Consider the following 17,414-nt stretch of genomic DNA (forward strand, 5'->3'; position numbering starts at 1 on the left):
GTTGCGGTTATGTACCTAGGGGTGCTTACCGCGTCCGGATCGGCTGCACGTCCGCCGGCGGTGACCACCACGCCGATTGAAGGACGAAGAATACCGTGACCCCCCAAGCATTCACCGCGACGGTTGTCGGCTCTCCGCGCATTGGCCCGAAACGTGAACTCAAGCGCGCGACCGAGGGCTACTGGGCAGGACGTACCAGCCGAGCAGATCTCGAGAACATCGCCGCCACCTTGCGCCGCGACACCTGGAAGGGCCTGCTCGACGCCGGCCTGGACTCGGTGCCGGTGAACACCTTCTCCTACTACGACCAGGTCCTGGACACCGCGGTCATGCTGGGCGCGCTGCCGGCCCGGGCGGCACAGGTTCCCGACGACCTGGACCGCTACTTCGCCGCGGCTCGCGGCAACAAAGACGTCGCGCCACTGGAAATGACCAAGTGGTTCGACACCAATTACCACTACATCGTCCCCGAGATCGAGCCCGCGACGAAGTTCGCGCTGAACCCGGACAAGGTGCTCTCCGAGCTGAAAGAGGCTCTTGAACAAGGGATTCCCGCGCGTCCGGTCGTCGTCGGGCCGGTCACCTTCCTGTTGCTGAGCAAAGCCGTCAACGGTGGCGGCGCCCCGATCGAGCGGCTGCAGGAACTGGTGCCGATTTACTCCGAGCTGCTGTCGCTGCTGGCCGACAACGGCGCGCAGTGGGTGCAGATCGACGAGCCGGCCCTGGTGACCGACATCTCGCCCGACGCGCCGGCCCTGGCCGAGGCGGTCTACAACGCGCTGGGCAAAGTGAGCAACCGCCCCGCGATCTACGTCGCCACCTACTTCGGCAACCCCGGCGCTTCGTTGGGGGCGCTGGCCCGCACACCCGTCGAGGCAATCGGCGTCGACCTGGTTTACGGTGCCGACACCGCGATCGCCGCGGTGCCCGAGTTGGCGAACAAGACCCTGGTGGCCGGTGTCGTCGACGGACGCAACATCTGGCGCACCGACCTGGAGGCGGCGCTGGGCAAGCTGGCGACGCTGCTGGGGTCGGCGGCCACGGTCGCGGTCTCGACGTCGTGCTCCACGCTGCATGTGCCGTACTCGCTGGAGCCGGAGACCGGCCTGGATGATGCGCTACGGAGCTGGCTGGCGTTCGGGCAGGAGAAGGTCGCCGAGGTGGTGACGCTCGCCCGGGCGTTGCATGAGGGACGCGATACGGTCGCCGAGGCGATCGCGGCCTCCAACGCCGCCGTGGCAGCGCGCAAGAAGGACCCGCGCCTGCACAACGACCAGCTCCGGTCCCGTATCGACTCGATCGTCGCGGCGGGGACGCACCGGGGCGACGCGGCCGATCGCCGCGCCAGCCAGGACGAGCGGCTGCGTCTGCCCCCGCTGCCCACGACGACGATCGGATCGTTTCCGCAGACCGTCGAGATCCGCAAGGCGCGCGCCGCGCTGGTCGCCGGTGAGATCGACGAAGCCGAATACGACCGGCGGATGAAGCAGGAGATCGCCGACGTCATCAAGCTGCAGGAGCAACTCGGCCTGGACGTGCTGGTGCACGGCGAGCCGGAACGCAATGACATGGTGCAGTACTTCGCCGAGCAGCTGGACGGTTTCTTCGCGACCAAGAACGGCTGGGTGCAGTCCTACGGCAGCCGTTGCGTGCGGCCGCCGGTGCTCTACGGCGACGTCATCCGCCAGCACCCGATGACCGTGGAGTGGGCGAAGTACGCGCAGTCGCTGACCGAAAAGCCGGTCAAGGGCATGCTGACCGGCCCGGTGACAATCCTGGCCTGGTCGTTCGTCCGTGACGACCAGCCGTTGGCCGACACCGCCAACCAGGTGGCGCTGGCCATCCGCGACGAGACCGTGGATCTGCAGTCCGCCGGGATCGCGGTCATCCAGGTCGATGAGCCCGCGTTGCGCGAGCTGCTGCCGTTGCGTCGGGCCGATCAGGAGGATTACTTGCGCTGGGCGGTCGGGGCGTTCCGGCTGGCCACCTCCGGCGTCGCCGACTCGACCCAGATCCACACCCACTTGTGCTACTCGGAGTTCGGTGAAGTGATCGGCGCGATCTCCGATTTGGATGCCGACGTCACTTCCATCGAGGCGGCACGCTCACACATGGAGGTGCTCGACGACCTGAACGCGGTCGGCTTCGCCAACAGCGTGGGCCCGGGCGTCTACGACATCCACTCGCCGCGGGTGCCGAGCACAGGCGAGATGGCCGAGTCGCTGCGCGCCGCACTGCGGGCCGTTCCGGCGGAACGGTTGTGGGTCAACCCGGACTGCGGGCTGAAGACCCGCAAGACCGACGAGGTGACCACGTCGCTGCAGAACATGGTCGCCGCCGCGCAGGAAGTGCGCGCGGGAGTCTGATTTGCGCCGAGCGTGGGGCGCCTCGGGGCCTGATTTGCGCCGAGCGTGGGGCGCCTCGGGGCCTGATTTGCGCCGAGCGTGGGGCGCCTCGGGGCCTGATTTGCGCCGAGCGTAACGCCACTGCGATTTTCAGACCTCAGATTTCGCACTGGCGTTACGCTCGCGGATCTACTCCTCGGGCTGAGACTCGGCCCCGGGCTCGGGCTGAGGCTCGGGCTCGGGCTCGACTGGCTCTTCAATGGCGTCCGACAGCACCTGGACCGGCACGTCGTCGGCCCAGGGCTGCCGGGTGACCATGTCCGCGACTTTGACGATCCCGCGCTCGAATTCACCGGTCGCGGCGTCCACCAGCCGGTAGGACTGGGTCTGCCGATGGATCGGCTGCGCGTCGAGTAGCACGACCCGCACTTCACCGGGCAAGAAGCCGCAGCGCTGCTGCATCGCGGCGATCAGCTGCTCGTTGTGCATGTGGCCGTCGCCGAAATTCCAGCCGACGGCGGTGCTGCAGATCCGCTCCCCGTCGGTGATGACGTAGTCGTCCTCGTTCTCGCCGGCCATCGCCCGGTGCGCCAGCGTGAACAACGCCCTGCCGTGAGTGTTCATGGCGCGGAACGCATATCCGAGATACATCGGGATCTGCGCGCGCTCCTTGCCGTACACCTTCTCCAGCTGGGCCGCGGGCATGCTGGCGATCGAGACCAGGTTGTGGTTGATCTTCTTGTCCGCTGACGGCTTGATACACCACAGCGTGGTGTCCCAGTTGCCGGCGTAATAGCGCATGCCGGGCAAGAACGAGATCTTGCGCGGAAACAGGTTGCCCGCGATCACGATTCCGGCGATGAACGCGATGAAAATCCCAACCGGGACAGGGTTTTTCAGATCGGTCAGACCGGTATGAGCATGGCCGACGAACAGGGCGAACACGCCGAAGATCATGAATACGTTCCATTCCAGCGGCACCCCCATCGGGATGGCTGTCAGGATGCCGAGGTGGAAGATCACCATGATCGCCGCGGGAACGGCGGTCCACCAGCCGCCGTGCGCGACGAACAGCGCGATGGGCACACACATTTCGACGAAGGTGCTCACGTGGGCGAACAGCCGCGACAAACGTCCCGGTCGCAGGTCGTCGGGGAACTCCTCGAAGAACATCCGCTTGATGAACCGGGGCCGGAACAACGGATTGTTGGACATCATCGTGGAGATCACGAACGGAAAGTGCTTGTTCAGCTTGGACGTCGCCGCGCCCATCCAGATGATCAGGAACACCAGTTTGGCGGCGATGATCATGTCGAGACCGCCGAACAGGAACGTCACCGCCAGCGTCGCGTAGACCTCACCGCGGGCGGCCAGGAAGATGACCTTGTCACGCAATCCCAGCACGCCGAGGAGCACCAGGACCAGCACGATCCGCCACGTGGGTATCAACCCGACCTGAGTGCCCAGCTCTGGCACCGGGCCGGTGCCGTCGGCGAACAGCGTCAGGAAGGTCAGCAATAAAAGCAGCCCGTATAGCGCGACATCCACCAGGGTGCGGGCGGTGCCCTTGGTCGCGGGGACGCGTTTGGGCCACGGGGGCAGCCGGATGGTGTCGGGCCGCAGCCAATACAAGATCGAACCCAGCGGCGGATTGAACCGGTTGTTCAGCGGCCCGAAGCCGCAGCCCAGCCCGATCACCTCGAAGAGCATCGTGTAGAGCACGACCTTCTCGAACACGATCGGCTCGGAATACCACGACACGACGTTGGTGAACGCCAATCCGCGGGTGGTCGGCACCGCCAACAACCAGGCGAACAGGATGTAGAGCAGGATCTTGCCGACGTAGAACAAGTGCAGCACGACCGGCGTTCCAAACCCCACCTCGGCCCAGTGTCGTGCCATCGGCCGGATCTTTTCGCTGCGGCTGAGCTTGTTCCACTCGTCGATGTCGACCTGCGGCAGTTCGGGTTGGAGAAATCCCATGGTTTCACAGACTAGAACCTGTTCTAGCTAAGCGTGCTGAGGATCGCGGATGACATCCTTTGCCCGCAGGTTCTCCGCCGGATAGCGTGACGTCTTGGCACCCGCTTAGGAGATGTCGCGCATGAGCAGACTTCGGTTCCTGATTTCAGCCACCGCGTTGGCAGTGGTCACCGCCGGGTATGCCCAGGCACCCGCACCGGGTGATTCCTGTACGACCTTGCATGCCACCACGCAGGACACTAACGGCCGCACCATGTGGTGCAATCCGACGATGACCGGCGACCACAACCTGGTTTGGCAATACGGCGGGCCGTCGGACTAGCCCGCCTTACCTGACCACCAGCGCCCGCTGCGCTGGGCCGACATACTCGCTCAGCGGACGGATCAGCGCGTTGGACGCGGTCTGCTCGATGATGTGAGCCGTCCATCCGGTGATGCGGCTCATCACGAAAATCGGTGTGAACATCCCGATGTCGAAGCCCATCAGGTGGTAGGCCGGCCCGGTCGGGAAGTCCAGGTTCGGCTTGATCCCGTTGGAGACGGCCATGCCCTTCTCGAGCACCTCGTAGATGTCGAGCCATTTCTGGCCGTCGCGCACGGCCGCGATCCGCTTCAGCGCCTCTTTCATGGTCGGCACCCGCGAGTCACCGTTCTTGTACACCCGGTGGCCGAAGCCCATGATCTTGTCCTTGCGAGTCAGCTTGCCCTGCAACCACTCCGACGCCTTGTCGGCGTGGCCGATCTCGATCATGTCGCGCATGACCGCTTCATTCGCCCCGCCGTGCAGCGGACCCTTCAGCGCACCGATCGCGGCCGTGACCGCACTGTAGATGTCGGACTGCGTGGACGTGACCACCCGCGCGGCGAATGTCGAAGCGTTGAAGCTGTGCTCGGCGTACAGGACCATGGACTGCTCGAAAGCGTCGACGACCACCTTCTCCGGGACGTCGCCGAAGCACATGTGCAGGAAGTTCTGCGCATAGTTCATGTGGCTGTGCGGAGCGATGGGCGCCAGACCCCGGCGCCGGCGCATGTCGGCGGCGACGATGGTGGGCAGCACCGCGAACATCCGCAGCGACTTGGCGTAGTTCGCTGTCTCGCTGCTGTCGTCCTCGTCGGGGTCCTCGGCGCCCATGAAGCTGGTCAGCGTGCGCACCACGTCCATCGGGTGGCAGCTATTCGGCAGCTTCTGCAGCAGGTCCATCATCGACCGGTTCAGCCGGCGGGCAGCGCGTTCCCGCTGGGTGAACAGCGACAGCTGCTGGTCGTTGGGCAGCTCGCCGTGCCACAGCAGGTACGCCACCTCTTCGAAGCTGCGCTGCGTGGCGAGGTCCTGAACCGCATAGCCGCGATAGGTCAGCGAATTGGTCTCCGGGACGACCTTGGAGATCGACGTGGTGTCGACGACGACACCGGCCAAGCCCTTGTGGATGCGAGGCTTGTCTTCGATGTTGCTGCTCATGGGGTTTTCCCTTCGAGGGCGAAGTTGTAGATGTCGGAGTCGAATTGGTTGTAATCGGCATAACGGAGCAGCTCGTAGAGGCTGCTGCGGTGCTGCATTTGGTCGAGTAGGCCGGATTGCGTTCCGGCGTCTGCGATTTCACGCAGGCCGACCTCGACGGCGCGCATGGCTAGCCGCAGGGTGGTCACTGGGTAGATCACGACGTTGTAGCCGATGTCAGATAACTGCTTGGCGGTCAGCAGCTCTGACTTACCGAACTCGGTCATATTGGCGAGCAACGGTGTATCCACAGCGGCCCGGAATTGCTCGAAATCGGCCGGCGTGTAGAGGGCTTCGGTGAAGATCAAATCGGCACCCGCGTCGGCGTAGGCCTTGGCTCGGTCGATCGCGGCGGGAAGTCCTTCGATACCCGCGGCGTCGGTGCGGGCACAAATGATGAAGTTCGGGTCGCGGCGCACGGATACCGCGGCCCGCAGGCGTTTGACCATCTCGCTGGTCGGCACCACGGCCTTGCCGTCAAGGTGCCCACACCGCTTCGGGTTTACCTGATCCTCCAGATGGCAGCCGGCCAGCCCGGCGTCCTCCAAGACGGTCACGGTGCGCGCGGCGCTCATCGGTTCACCGAAGCCGGTGTCGGCGTCGATCAGCGTGGGCAGGTCGGTCACGCCGGCGATCTGGGCGCCGCGCGAACTGACCTCGGTCAGGGTGGTCAGGCCGATATCGGGCAGGCCGAGATCAGCGGAGAGCACCGCGCCCGAAACGTACACCCCGTCGAAGCCGGTCTCGGCGATCAGTTTGGCGACCAGCGGCGAGAATGCGCCCGGAAACCGTTGCAGCCGACCACTTTCCAGCGCGGCACGGAACCTCGCCCGCTTCTGTGCCGCGGGTACACTGCCGATCAGGCCGCTCATCAGAAGATTCCCGGCGGAATTGTCGGCGCCTTGTCGAGCACCAGCGGACCGACGGTGATGTTGAGCGCGCCCAGGGCGCCTGCCTGCAGTTCGGGAAGAGCTTCCACCGCCGCAAGGAACCGATGCTGCTCGGCATCAGCGACCACGCCCTCGGCCAGCTCGGTGAACTTCCCAACGTACTGCTTGCGCTCAAATGGCCTTGCCCCCAACGGGTGTGCGTCGGCGACGGCCAGTTCGTCGACGATCACCTCGCCGCTCTTCAGCGTCACCTCGGCGCGCGCCCCGAACGCCTTCTCGGCGGGATCGGCCGAGTGATAGCGCCGGGTCCACTCGGGGTCTTCGACCGTGGAGATCTTGTGCCAGAGCACGACGGTGTCGGGCCGGTGCGCTCGCTCGGGTGCGTAGGAGCGCTCGTGATGCCAGGTGCCGTCCTGCAAGGCGACGGCGAAGATGTACGGCAGCGAATGGTCCAGCGTCTCCCGCGATGCGTCCGGGTCGAACTTCTGCGGGTCCCCGGAGCCGGTGCCGATCACGTAGTGGGTGTGGTGACTGGTGTGTAGCACGATCGTCGCGATCTGCGTGAGGCCACCTGCCAAACCGGACAAGCGCTCGCGCATCTGCCTGGCCAGGTCGATCGGCGCCTGGCTCTGGTACTCCGCCGAGTGCTCCTTGGTGTAGGTGTCCAGGATGGCGCGCTTCGGCTCGCCCGGCTCCGGCAACGGCACCTGGTAGACGCGTTCCGCACCGCCCAGCAGCCAGGCGATCACGCCGTCCTCGCCCTCCCAGATGGGCGCCGGAGCACCTTCACCGCGCATCGCACGGTCGACCGCCTCGATGGCGATCTTGCCGGCGAACGCCGGCGCGAACGCCTTCCAGCTAGAGATCAGGCCTTTCCGGGACTGGCGGGTGGCGGTGGTCAGGTGCAGGGCCTGCCCGACGGCCTGGTAGATGGTCTCTTCGTCCAGACGAAGCATCGTGCCCAGGCCGGCGGCCACCGACGGGCCGAGGTGCGCGACGTGGTCGATCTTGAACTCGTGCAGGGAGATCCCCTTGACCAGATCAACCTGGACCTCATACGCGGTTGCCAAACCGCGAATCAGATCGGCCCCGCCGACACCGAGGTGCTGTGCAACGGCGACCAGCGCGGGAATGTTGTCGCCCGGGTGGGAGTACTCGGCGGCGAGGAACGTGTCGTGAAAGTCCAACTCGCGCACCGCGACACCGTTGGCCCAGGCCGCCCACTCCGGCGCATAGTCGCCCTCGACGCCGAAGACCTTCGCGCCCCGCGCCGGGACGGGGTGCGCCAGCGCCTGGGCCCGGGCGGTGGTCACCGGACGACGGATCAGCGCGGCAGCGGAAACCGCGGCGTTGTCGATGATGCGGTTGATGACCATCGCTTCGGTCTCCGCGGGCACGGCGACCGGGTCCGCCGCGATCTGGGCAATTTTGAAGGCCAGGTGCTCACTGCGGGGGAAGTCGTCGGCGCTACGCCGCGTTCGAACGTCATGAATGCGCATAAACCGCACAGTACGCAGCCGGTCGAACGGGGTAAATCCCCTAAACAAGCGTAACTTTGTGTCCTTGTCCCGATGATTTTGCGAATGTTGTGGAAGCCGGTGCGCGTACCCTGTTGCAGGTGGCGAAGACGTTCGCCGGCGCGCGGCTGCGACGCCTACGCGAGGAGCACGGGCTGACTCAGGTCGCGCTGGCGCGTGCGCTGGGACTGTCCACGAGCTACGTGAACCAGCTGGAAAACGATCAGCGTCCGATCACCGTGCCGGTGCTGCTGACCCTTGCCGAGCGCTTCGACTTACCGACCCAGTACTTCGCGCCGGATTCCGATGCCCGACTGGTCGCGGACCTGCGCGAAATCTTCGCCGAGGGACCCGCGACGGCCGGGCAGATCGAGGAGCTCGTTGCCCGCATGCCGGAGGTCGGTCAGACGCTGGTCAACCTGCAACGGCGCCTACACGACGCCACGGCCGACCTCGAAGCGTTGCACAGTCGCGCCAACTCCGAGACGTCCACGGGCCCTTCGCAGCCGATGCCGTTCGAAGAAGTCCGAGACTTCTTCTACGACCGCAAAAACTACATCGGAGATCTGGACGTCGCGGCCGAAGAGTTGTTCAACCAAAACCGTTTGCACACAGGCGGACTCGATAGCCAGCTGGCAGAGCTGGTCCATGACAAGCTCGGGGTAACGGTCGTCATCGACGACGGCCGGGTCCTAACACCCAACTCAAAGCGGCTGTTTCAAACCGAGTCGAAGACCCTGTATCTGGCTCGGTGGCTCCATCCGGGCCAACGCGCCTTTCAGTTGGCGACCCAAATCGCCTTGCTTACCCAAGCCGAGCTGATCGATGGCATCATCGCCGGCGACGACCAGCTCAGCGATGATGCGCGGGGCGTGGCGCGCATCGGCCTGGCCAACTACTTCGCCGGTGCCCTGTTGCTGCCTTACCAGCGCTTCCTCGAGGCCGCCGAAGGCGTGCGCTACGACATCGACCAGCTGGCAAGGCGTTTCGAGGTGGGCTTTGAAACCGTCTGCCATCGCTTGTCCACTCTGCAACGGTCGAGCGCGCGCGGAGTGCCTTTCATCTTCGTCCGGACTGACAGCGCGGGCAACATCTCTAAACGCCAGTCCGCCACCGCTTTTCACTTCTCGCGCGTAGGCGGAAATTGCCCGCTATGGGTTGTTCATCACGCCTTTGCCCGACCCGGCCAGTTCTTGACGCAGATCGCCCAGATGCCCGACGGCCGCACGTACTTTTGGATCGCCAGAACCACCTCGACGGAGCCCAGCCGTTATCTCGGTCCGGACAAGAGCTTTGCGATCGGGCTCGGCTGCGACCTGGCCCACGCCGAGAAGCTGGTCTATTCCGTCGGCATCGATATCACCGGCGTCGAAGCGATCGTGCCGATCGGTGCGGGCTGCAAGATCTGCGACCGTCCCGCCTGCCCGCAACGCGCCTTTCCCTATCTGGGCCATCCCGTGCACGTCGATCCCCACTCCAGCACCGATCTGCCCTATCCGCCGGCAATACCGTCCTAGGAACGGTCAAAATACCCGTCGGCCAACACTTTTAATTTCAATTCCACGCGAACGGAGTGCCCCCGTGCCGCGATCGGTGTAGTTTGCTGCTCAACACCCAGCCGGAACCGAGGAGCGCACCGTGGCGGACGTCGATTATTGCGTGGTCGGAGCGGGATTCGCGGGGTTGACGGCTGCCTTGCGCTTGAAGCAAGCGGGGCACTCGGTGGCATTGCTGGAGGCGCGTGACCGGGTCGGTGGTCGCACCTACACCGTCACTCGCGACGACGGGACGTGGATCGATCGCGGCGGTGCCTGGATCGGGCCGGGCCAGGACCGGATCTACGCGTTGATGAACGAGTTCGGCGTGCCGGAATACAAGCAGCACAACGACGGTGACGCCATGATGATCGTCGACGGCAAGAAGCACCGCTACGGCGGCACCATACCCTGGACGATGAGCCCGTGGGCGGTGGCCAACCTGGGTCTCGGTTTGCGCGCCGTGGAGAAGATGTGCAAGGCCGTTCCGCTCGAATCCCCTTGGGAGGCAACTCAAGCCGAGGAATGGGATCGGATCAGCCTGGGCGAGTGGATCGAGCAGAACACGATGTCGAAGACTGCCCGCGAGATGTTGGACATGGCCCTGGCCGGCCTCTACACCTCGGCAGGATCGGAGACGTCGTTGCTGTGGATGCTGCTGCAGACGGGCTCCGCCGGCGGGCCCACCTTCGCCATCTCCGGCAAGGGCGGCTCTCAGGATGCCCGCCCGGTCGGTGGGATGGGCGCCCTACATCGCCCGATGGTGGCCGCGCTGGGCGACTCGCTGCAGCTTTCGCAGCCGGTCCGACAGATCACCCAGGATGCCGACGGGGTCACTGTCGACGCCGACGACGTGACGGTGCGGGCACGTCGGGTCGTCGTCGCGATACCACTGGCGATCGCCACCTCGATCAACTACGAGCCGATGCTGCCGGTGGACCGCGCGTTCCTGCACCAGCGCATGCCCAGCGGTGCGGTCATCAAGATCTCGGTCATCTACGACGAGCCCTTCTGGCGCGCCGACGGACTCTCCGGTCAGTCCGCCGCACCGAATTCCCCGGCCGCCCTGACCATCGACGCCTGCACGGATACCGGGGACCCGGGGATCATGTGTGTCATCAGTGAGGGACCGGCGGCGCGCCGGCTGGGCGAACTCGATGAGGCCGAGCGCAAGGCGGTCGTCATCGACGAACTCGTTGATCGGTTCGGCAGCAAGGCCAACGCGCCGTTGGAATTCCACGAGCAGAACTGGACGGTGGAACGCTATTCCGGCGGCGGGATGATCAGCCACGCCCCCACCGGTGTGCTGACCCAGTTCGGCTATACCCTGCGCCAACCCTGCGGACGGATCCACTGGGCCGGCACCGAAAGCTCGGCGGTCATGTGCGGGTGGATCGATGGAGCGATTCGTTCCGGCGAGCGCGCCGCGTCAGAGGTGATCGCCGCCGCAACCGCCGCGGTCGGCTAGGCAGAACGCCCCCGGGGGTCCTGACCAGGAGAGTTGACTGCATGGGTGTTAGCCTCCCGAGCCGATTCGGCGACCGAGCCATTCGGCGCCACCGACTTCGGCTGCATCCTCAAGCCGGAAGCGGTTTCCGCGAGTCAGCGGCGTGCACCGACCCACTGACCCGCCTGCTCAACCGTGCGGGATGGGAGATCGCGACCGCGGACCTATTGGCGCGATCCCGTTCGGCGGCGGTCACCGTCACCGTGCTCGACATCGACAACTTCAAGACGATCAACGACACCCAGGGGCATCTTGCCGGCGACGAATATCTGGTCAGCCGGGCCGACTGCTGGCGAAATCTCGTGCCCGCCAACGCCGTTCTGGCCAGGATCGGTGGTGACGAATTCGCGGTGTGTATCGCCGACGACACAAACCAGACGCACAATTCGGAACAGTTCGTCGCCGACGTCCGGCTGCACACCCCCCACACCAGCATCGGCACCGCATCGCAGCGCGGTGCGAGCGCCGACATCCGCTCGCTGTATGCGGCCGCCGACGCCGAGCTGTACGACGCCAAGCACAAGGTTCGGCAGCGCGTCGACCCGCTGTCGCCTAGCTAGCCGGCTTGCTTGGCCGGCGGCCGGTAGAAGATCAGCAACTGCCCGACGGCGCCGGCGAGGCCGAGCACCACCGAGATCAGCAGCCCGTTCCAGCCGATCAGCGGGTCGTTGATCCCGAAGATCACCCAGTCCAGGCTCAGCCTGCCGGGCCCCAGCGTCGCCACGGCGACCGCGCTGAGCGCCAGGACCAGGTTGTACTCCCAGCCCTCTTTGACGATGAAGAACCCGTTGTGGCGGTGGACGGTCCAGGCCGCGACCAGCATCAACGAGACAAAGCCCGCGGCCGGGATCGGCGTGAGTAGCCCGGCGGCCAGCCCCAGGCCCGCGGCGATTTCGGTGGTGGCGGCCACGGTGGCGTGGAACTTGCCCGGCTTCATGCCGATGCTCTCGAACCATCGCGCGGTGCCCGGTATCCGCCCGCCGCCGAAGAACTTGTTGTAGCCGTGCGCGGCCAATGTCACGCCCAGCACCAGCCGCAGGATCAGTAATCCGACGTCATAGGGAGTCATACGTGCAAACCTAGATCATCGCGCGGATCGGATAACAGCAGCGGTGGTCAGCCGCGAACTGGGCCGGGTGGCGGTGGTGGGCCGCGGAGCGTCGGCAACACTGGCCGGCAAGCAAATCACCGTCGACGGCTACGAAGGCGAAGGGCGCGAAGGCAATCTGGCCCCGTCCGCGTGGTCGCCGGACGATAGGCCGGAACCGCGCGAACTCGCCGACATCGCGCGGTGGACCAGCCCCAGCGGCCGTGCCCGCGAGTAAGCGGCCAGATCCGGTGATGCGCAATGATTTAGAGCGCCGCGTTCAGAAGCTCTAGATAGGCGTCGATGTCGGGGATCGCCGATTCGGCCGCGTGGACGCTGATCGCGATGGTCTCGCCAATGCCGTGCAGACCGTGGGTCAGACCCATGGCAGGCCCTAGGGTTGGGCAGCCGGTCGCCAATACCACTGGCACGTCGCCGAAATGCAGATCGGCGGGTCCACGGTTGACGCTGGAGACTACGGTATTGCCCAGCACCTGCGCAGGCCGCGCATCCGGGTCGAACAGCGAAACGCCCCAACGCAGTAGCGGCGCGGGCATCGCGGCGAAAGCCCGGTCGGTTGAGCGGGGAGCCGGATGTTCGAAGCGACGGCGACCATTGGCTAGATCGGTCGCGATCCGCTGCGCCCGGGCGTCGCGATCGAGCTGCGGGTAAAGCCCGACGACGACGTTTCCGAAATGGTTATTCGCCTGTCGCACACCAGGTTTAGCCATCGGCACTTCGGCCCCCAACGCGTCGGCCGCAGCGCCGAACAGGTGCGACAGGGCCGAGGACACGGCGGCCAGCACTCCGACCGTGACCGTCGAGCCCGATATCTGTGAGCGGTGCCGCACCAGGGTGCGCAACGAGCGTTCGCCAGCGGGGCGGGCGTTGGTGGGCAGCGGCGGCCGGTACCCGATTCCGGGCGTCACCAGCCCGGCCTGGGTATCGCGAACCAGCCGGCGATGGCTTCGGGCCGCGTCGACGGCACGCCAGGGCAGAAAGCCTGTCCGCGGCCGTTGCACCTCCGGTACCGGGACAGCCCGACCGAAAAGCCAGGCCGCCAACGCCGAGGCACGGACGCCGTCGGCCAGCGCGTGCGGGACCCGCATCACCGCAACACTGCCCGAGCCACCGGTACCCGGAATGCCGAAGACCGGCGTGAATACGTGTACGCGCCAGGACATCCGGCGCATGTCCAACTGGTCATCGGCGAGGCGGGCAACTGCCTCCAGCAATCCGTCCCAGCTGCGATCGGCCAGGGGGTGGTGGACTACCCAATCAGGTCCAACCGCGGTCGGCACCCACTGCGGATACCTCAGCGGCGACCCCTCGTGGACCCGCAATCCCAGATCCGGGCAGGCGCGGGCCCGATGGACGACCTGCTCGACGGCCCGCTCGACATCGGCGGGCTCGCCGTCGAAGGCGTAGACCATGAAGTCGTCATTGTGGAGTTTGGCCGACATCCAGTAGAACTGCGCATCGACGGCGGCCATTCGGCGCGCGGCCACGGCGTCAGCCGGGTGAGCCGACGAAGGCAAGCACCCGCTCGGCGACCTTGTCGGGCTGTTCGAGCTGCAGGAAATGCCCGGCATGGTCGACGATGGCCACGTCGCTACCGGCGGGGAGCACCTTTGCCGTCCAGTGCGCGAAAGCCGCAGTCATGCAACCGTCGTCGCGGCCATGCAGATACAGGCTGGGCAGCATCGGCGCCTCGGTCCACAGTTGGTTAAGTTCGGCATACCGCTGCGGCGGGCGGGTGTTGCGCAACGTGGCCCGGTAGGTCCCCAGGGCCGCCCGCCAACTTTCCGGTGTCCCGATCGCGGCATCGACGTGGCGCAGGTCCTCGTCGGCTCCGCGATAGCCCGGAGACCACCGCCGCCATAGCCGCGGCAGGATCCAGGCCGCGGAACGCTCTGGCAGCACAGGCAATTGGAAGTAGAACATGTACCAGCTGCGCAGCAGCTGGCGCGGCACCAGACGGGCCAGCCGCCCCCGCTCGCTCACCTGGCCGCGGAATGCGGCCGACACCGGCACCGACATGATCACGGCCTTGGTGAACGGGCTGTTGGGCATCGCCGCGAGGCCGGTGGCCGCCAGTGCTCCCCAGTCGTGACCGATCACCACATCGCGGTCGGTGCCTCCGGCGGCCGCCCGCACGCGCAGCGCGTCGTCCATGATCGCGCCGACGTGGTAGCTGCCGTCGTCCGGTATCGACGAGGGCGCATATCCCCGCATGAAAGGCGCGACGACGCGCCAGCCGGCTGCGGCGAGGAGCGGGGCCATCTTGCGCCAGCCGTAGGCCGTGTCGGGGAAGCCGTGCAGACACAAGGCGATCGGGGCGTCGGCTGGGCCCCAGGTCAGCGCCTTGAGGTCCGCGGGGGGACCCGGCACGTCGATCCACCGCGGCTCGGTCATCTCGGGTAGTCCGCCATATTCACTCCTGTTCGGCGCGTCCGCACGGACCAACCTAACGCGTGCCTGTTCAGGCCACACCGACCGGAGCGGTAGATTCTCTAAACCCTCAGGGCATCAAGCATTTTCACTCGACGCCCGTGCCGCCGCCCGTTCCAGGTCGGCGAGGACGATCTTGCGCATGCCGTACATCGCCCGGGTGGCGGCCGTCGCGCAGGCCGGATCGGGGTGGCTCACCAGCTGGTAAAGCCGGTTCGGGACGATTTGCCAACTCAGCCCGTAGCGGTCCTTGCACCAGCCGCACTGCGATTCCTCACCACCGTCGGTGAGCCTGTTCCAGTAGTAGTCCACCTCGTCCTGGTCCTTGCAATCGATCGTGAACGACACCGCCTCGCTGAACGGGAACTGCGGGCCGCCGTTGATCCCGATGAACCGGGTGCCGTCCAGCACAAAGGTGCCCGACAACGCCGAGCCGGGCTCGCCGGGACCGGCGTCGGTGGCCCGGTTGAAGTCCTCGATACGCGAGTTCGGGAACACCGAGGCGTAGAACGTCGCCGCCTCCTCCAGGTTGTGGTCGAACCACAGCGAGGGCGTGATTGATGGCATGCGGTCTCCTACTTTCGTTGGTTTCCCTGATAGACCCGAACGACCGCCGGAACTCACCGCCGCACCCCCTCGCACGCAAATGTGTAGACGACCTCGGTAACGTCGAGGCACGATCTACGAGAGGACGCCCGTGAGCGCCGTGAGCAGCAGTCCCCAGACGGTCAAGTTCGCAGGTGTGGGCGATATTGGCTTGGTCGCCGACGAATGGAACCGCGACGCCGCCGTCGCGGGCCGACCATCGATCCTGATGTTGCACGGCGGCGGCCAAAACCGATTCTCCTGGAAGAACACCGGCCAGGTCCTGGCGGACGAGGGCTACCACGTCGTCGCGCTGGACAGCCGCGGGCACGGCGACAGCGACCGGGCGCCGGGCGCGGACTACGCCATCGAAACCCTGACCGCCGACGTCTTGCACATCCTCGACGCGATCGGCCGCCCCGTCGTGCTGATCGGGGCCAGCATGGGTGGGTTGACCGGCATCCTGGTCGCAGCCAGCGCGGGCCCGGCGAAGGTGACCGGATTGGTGCTGGTCGACGTGGTGCCGCGGTACGAGAAGACCGGCAGCGCCCGTATCCGGGATTTCATGCTGACCAACCTGCACGGCTTCGGCTCCCTCGAGGAGGCGGCCGACGCCGTCTCCGCCTATTTGCCGTACCGGGAAAAGCCGCGCAGCCCCGAAGGGCTGAGGAAGAACCTCCGGCTGCGCGACGGACGCTGGTACTGGCACTGGGATCCGGCGTTCATGACCGCACCCGGGGACGACCCGGAGCTGCGCACCGAGCATTTCGAGCAGGCCGCGGCGGACCTGAAGGTTCCGGTGCTGTTGATCCGCGGCAAGCTCTCCGACGTCGTCAGCCCCGAAGGCGTCCAGCACTTCTTGGCGACGGTTCCGCGTGCGGAGTTCGTCGAGTTGTCCGACGCCGGACACACCGCGGCCGGCGACGACAACGACGCCTTCAGCGACGTCGTGGTGGAGTTCGTCAAGCGGCTGACAAACTAATCAGCCACCCACTCCCGGTTTCTCCGCGTGCCCGCCGAACTGCTTGCGCATCGCCGACAGCGCCTTGTTGGCGAAGTCGTCGAGGCTGCGCGAGGCGAAGCGGGACTGCAGCGCGGTGGTGAGCACCGGTGCGGGCACGCCCTCGTCGATCGCCGCGATGGCGGTCCAGCGGCCCTCACCTGAGTCGGAGACCCGTCCGGAGAACTCCGACAACGTGGGCGATTCGTGGAGTGCGATCGCGGTCAGGTCCAGCAGCCAGGAGCCGACGACGCTGCCTCGCCGCCAGACCTCAGCGACATCCGCGATGTCGAAGTTGTACTGGTAGCACTCGGGATTCGACAGTGGCGCGGTTTCGGCGTCCCCCGCCTCGACACGCTTACCGATATCGGCATTGCGCAAGATGTTCAGCCCCTCGGCGAGCGAGGCCATCATCCCGTACTCGATGCCGTTGTGGACCATCTTCACGAAGTGCCCCGCCCCGGACGGGCCACAGTGCAAGTAGCCCTTCTCCGGTTGCGTAACCTCGCCGTCGCGGCCGGGGGTACGCGGCGCCGCGTCGACTCCGGGTGCGATGGTCTTGAAGAGCGGTTCGGCGTGCTCGAAGGCGTAGTCGTCGCCGCCGATCATCAGACAGTAGCCGCGTTCACGGCCCCACACACCGCCACTGGTGCCGCAGTCGATCAGATGAATCCCCTTCTCGGACAGCAGCTTTGAGTGCTTGAGATCGTCGCGGTAGTAGGAGTTGCCGCCGTCGATCACGATGTCGCCGGACTCCAGCGTCGTGGCCAGCTCCTCGATCACCGACTGGGTGATGGTGCCCGCGGGGACCATCACCCACACGACCCGCGGCGCGGTCATTTTCTCCTTCAGCTCCTCCAGGGAGTACACGCCAGTGGTGTTTGGCTCGCCGGCCATCGCCTTGACGGCGTCGGAATTGTGGTCGTACACAACGCATTCGTGCCCGTTGTCGGCCACACGGCGAGCGATGTTGGCACCCATTCGGCCGAGGCCGATCATTCCCAGCTGCATAT

Annotated in this window: 14 protein-coding genes and 2 pseudogenes; 7 read left to right on the forward strand and 9 right to left on the reverse strand. The window is 66.1% G+C overall.

What is annotated here, in order from left to right:
• Positions 1–95 precede the first annotated feature (95 nt).
• Positions 96–2,366, forward strand: coding sequence for a 5-methyltetrahydropteroyltriglutamate--homocysteine S-methyltransferase (metE, locus tag OK015_RS23565; protein ID WP_268126599.1), 2,271 nt, complete (start codon positions 96–98; stop codon positions 2,364–2,366).
• A gap of 168 nt (positions 2,367–2,534) precedes the next feature.
• Here the strand turns inward: metE and OK015_RS23570 are convergent, their stop codons facing one another.
• Positions 2,535–4,328, reverse strand: a complete 1,794-nt coding sequence (locus OK015_RS23570; protein WP_268126601.1) for a DUF3556 domain-containing protein — start codon at positions 4,326–4,328, stop codon at positions 2,535–2,537.
• 121 nt (positions 4,329–4,449) lie between these two features.
• Here OK015_RS23570 and OK015_RS23575 point away from each other — a divergent pair, with 121 nt between their 5' ends.
• Positions 4,450–4,650 (forward strand): hypothetical protein, encoded by a 201-nt coding sequence (locus tag OK015_RS23575; protein WP_268126603.1) that lies wholly within the window; start codon positions 4,450–4,452, stop codon positions 4,648–4,650.
• Between the two features lie 6 nt (positions 4,651–4,656).
• On the opposite strand, the gene OK015_RS23580 is transcribed toward OK015_RS23575, so the two are convergent.
• Genes OK015_RS23580 through prpD form a run of 3 tightly spaced genes read right to left on the reverse strand, consistent with a single transcriptional unit; the run spans position 4,657 to position 8,218 of the window.
• A complete protein-coding gene (locus tag OK015_RS23580) occupies positions 4,657–5,790 on the reverse strand; it encodes a bifunctional 2-methylcitrate synthase/citrate synthase (RefSeq protein ID WP_268126604.1) in 1,134 nt (377 codons plus the stop codon).
• Positions 5,787–6,701, reverse strand: coding sequence for a methylisocitrate lyase (prpB, locus tag OK015_RS23585; protein WP_268126606.1), 915 nt, complete (start codon positions 6,699–6,701; stop codon positions 5,787–5,789). Before prpB ends, OK015_RS23580 begins: the two co-directional genes overlap by 4 nt.
• Positions 6,701–8,218: a 2-methylcitrate dehydratase PrpD gene (gene prpD / locus OK015_RS23590; protein WP_268126608.1), complete on the reverse strand. Its 1,518-nt coding sequence runs from the start codon at positions 8,216–8,218 to the stop codon at positions 6,701–6,703. The genes prpB and prpD overlap by 1 nt, the downstream gene beginning before the upstream one ends.
• A 110-nt stretch (positions 8,219–8,328) precedes the next feature.
• Here prpD and OK015_RS23595 point away from each other — a divergent pair, with 110 nt between their 5' ends.
• From OK015_RS23595 to OK015_RS23605, 3 genes and pseudogenes are all read left to right on the forward strand, one after another.
• Positions 8,329–9,753: a short-chain fatty acyl-CoA regulator family protein gene (locus OK015_RS23595; protein WP_268133031.1), complete on the forward strand. Its 1,425-nt coding sequence runs from the start codon at positions 8,329–8,331 to the stop codon at positions 9,751–9,753.
• Between the two features lie 121 nt (positions 9,754–9,874).
• Positions 9,875–11,239: a flavin monoamine oxidase family protein gene (locus OK015_RS23600; protein WP_268126611.1), complete on the forward strand. Its 1,365-nt coding sequence runs from the start codon at positions 9,875–9,877 to the stop codon at positions 11,237–11,239.
• A gap of 134 nt (positions 11,240–11,373) precedes the next feature.
• Positions 11,374–11,838 (forward strand): annotated as a pseudogene (locus tag OK015_RS23605) (GGDEF domain-containing protein); the annotation flags it as partial.
• Here the strand turns inward: OK015_RS23605 and OK015_RS23610 are convergent.
• Entirely contained in the window at positions 11,835–12,347 is a 513-nt protein-coding gene (locus tag OK015_RS23610) for a DoxX family protein (protein WP_268126615.1), read from the reverse strand. The pseudogene OK015_RS23605 and the gene OK015_RS23610 overlap by 4 nt on opposite strands.
• A 37-nt stretch (positions 12,348–12,384) precedes the next feature.
• On the opposite strand from OK015_RS23610, the pseudogene OK015_RS23615 reads away from it, so the two are divergent.
• A pseudogene (locus tag OK015_RS23615) lies at positions 12,385–12,603 on the forward strand (pyruvate, phosphate dikinase); the annotation flags it as partial.
• A gap of 28 nt (positions 12,604–12,631) precedes the next feature.
• On the opposite strand, the gene OK015_RS23620 reads toward OK015_RS23615, so the two are convergent.
• The 3 genes from OK015_RS23620 to OK015_RS23630 all read right to left on the reverse strand — a co-directional run bounded on the left by OK015_RS23620 (position 12,632) and on the right by OK015_RS23630 (position 15,383).
• The gene (locus OK015_RS23620; protein ID WP_268126618.1) at positions 12,632–13,873 is read right to left on the reverse strand and encodes a WS/DGAT domain-containing protein; all 1,242 of its coding nucleotides are present in this window, start codon (positions 13,871–13,873) and stop codon (positions 12,632–12,634) included.
• Between the two features lie 4 nt (positions 13,874–13,877).
• Complete coding sequence (locus tag OK015_RS23625; RefSeq protein ID WP_268126620.1) at positions 13,878–14,780, reverse strand: alpha/beta fold hydrolase; 903 nt, start codon at positions 14,778–14,780, stop codon at positions 13,878–13,880.
• A gap of 114 nt (positions 14,781–14,894) precedes the next feature.
• Complete coding sequence (locus OK015_RS23630; protein ID WP_268126623.1) at positions 14,895–15,383, reverse strand: VOC family protein; 489 nt, start codon at positions 15,381–15,383, stop codon at positions 14,895–14,897.
• A 130-nt stretch (positions 15,384–15,513) separates the two neighbouring features.
• Here OK015_RS23630 and OK015_RS23635 point away from each other — a divergent pair, with 130 nt between their 5' ends.
• A complete protein-coding gene (locus tag OK015_RS23635) occupies positions 15,514–16,383 on the forward strand; it encodes an alpha/beta fold hydrolase (protein ID WP_268126625.1) in 870 nt (289 codons plus the stop codon).
• On the opposite strand, the gene gnd is transcribed toward OK015_RS23635, so the two are convergent.
• Positions 16,384–17,412 carry a phosphogluconate dehydrogenase (NAD(+)-dependent, decarboxylating) gene (gnd, locus tag OK015_RS23640; protein WP_268126628.1) on the reverse strand — a complete coding sequence of 343 codons (1,029 nt, stop codon included), beginning with the start codon at positions 17,410–17,412 and terminating at the stop codon, positions 16,384–16,386.
• Positions 17,413–17,414 lie beyond the last annotated feature (2 nt).

The organism is Mycobacterium sp. Aquia_216 (assembly GCF_026723865.1).
Lineage (GTDB): Bacteria > Actinomycetota > Actinomycetes > Mycobacteriales > Mycobacteriaceae > Mycobacterium.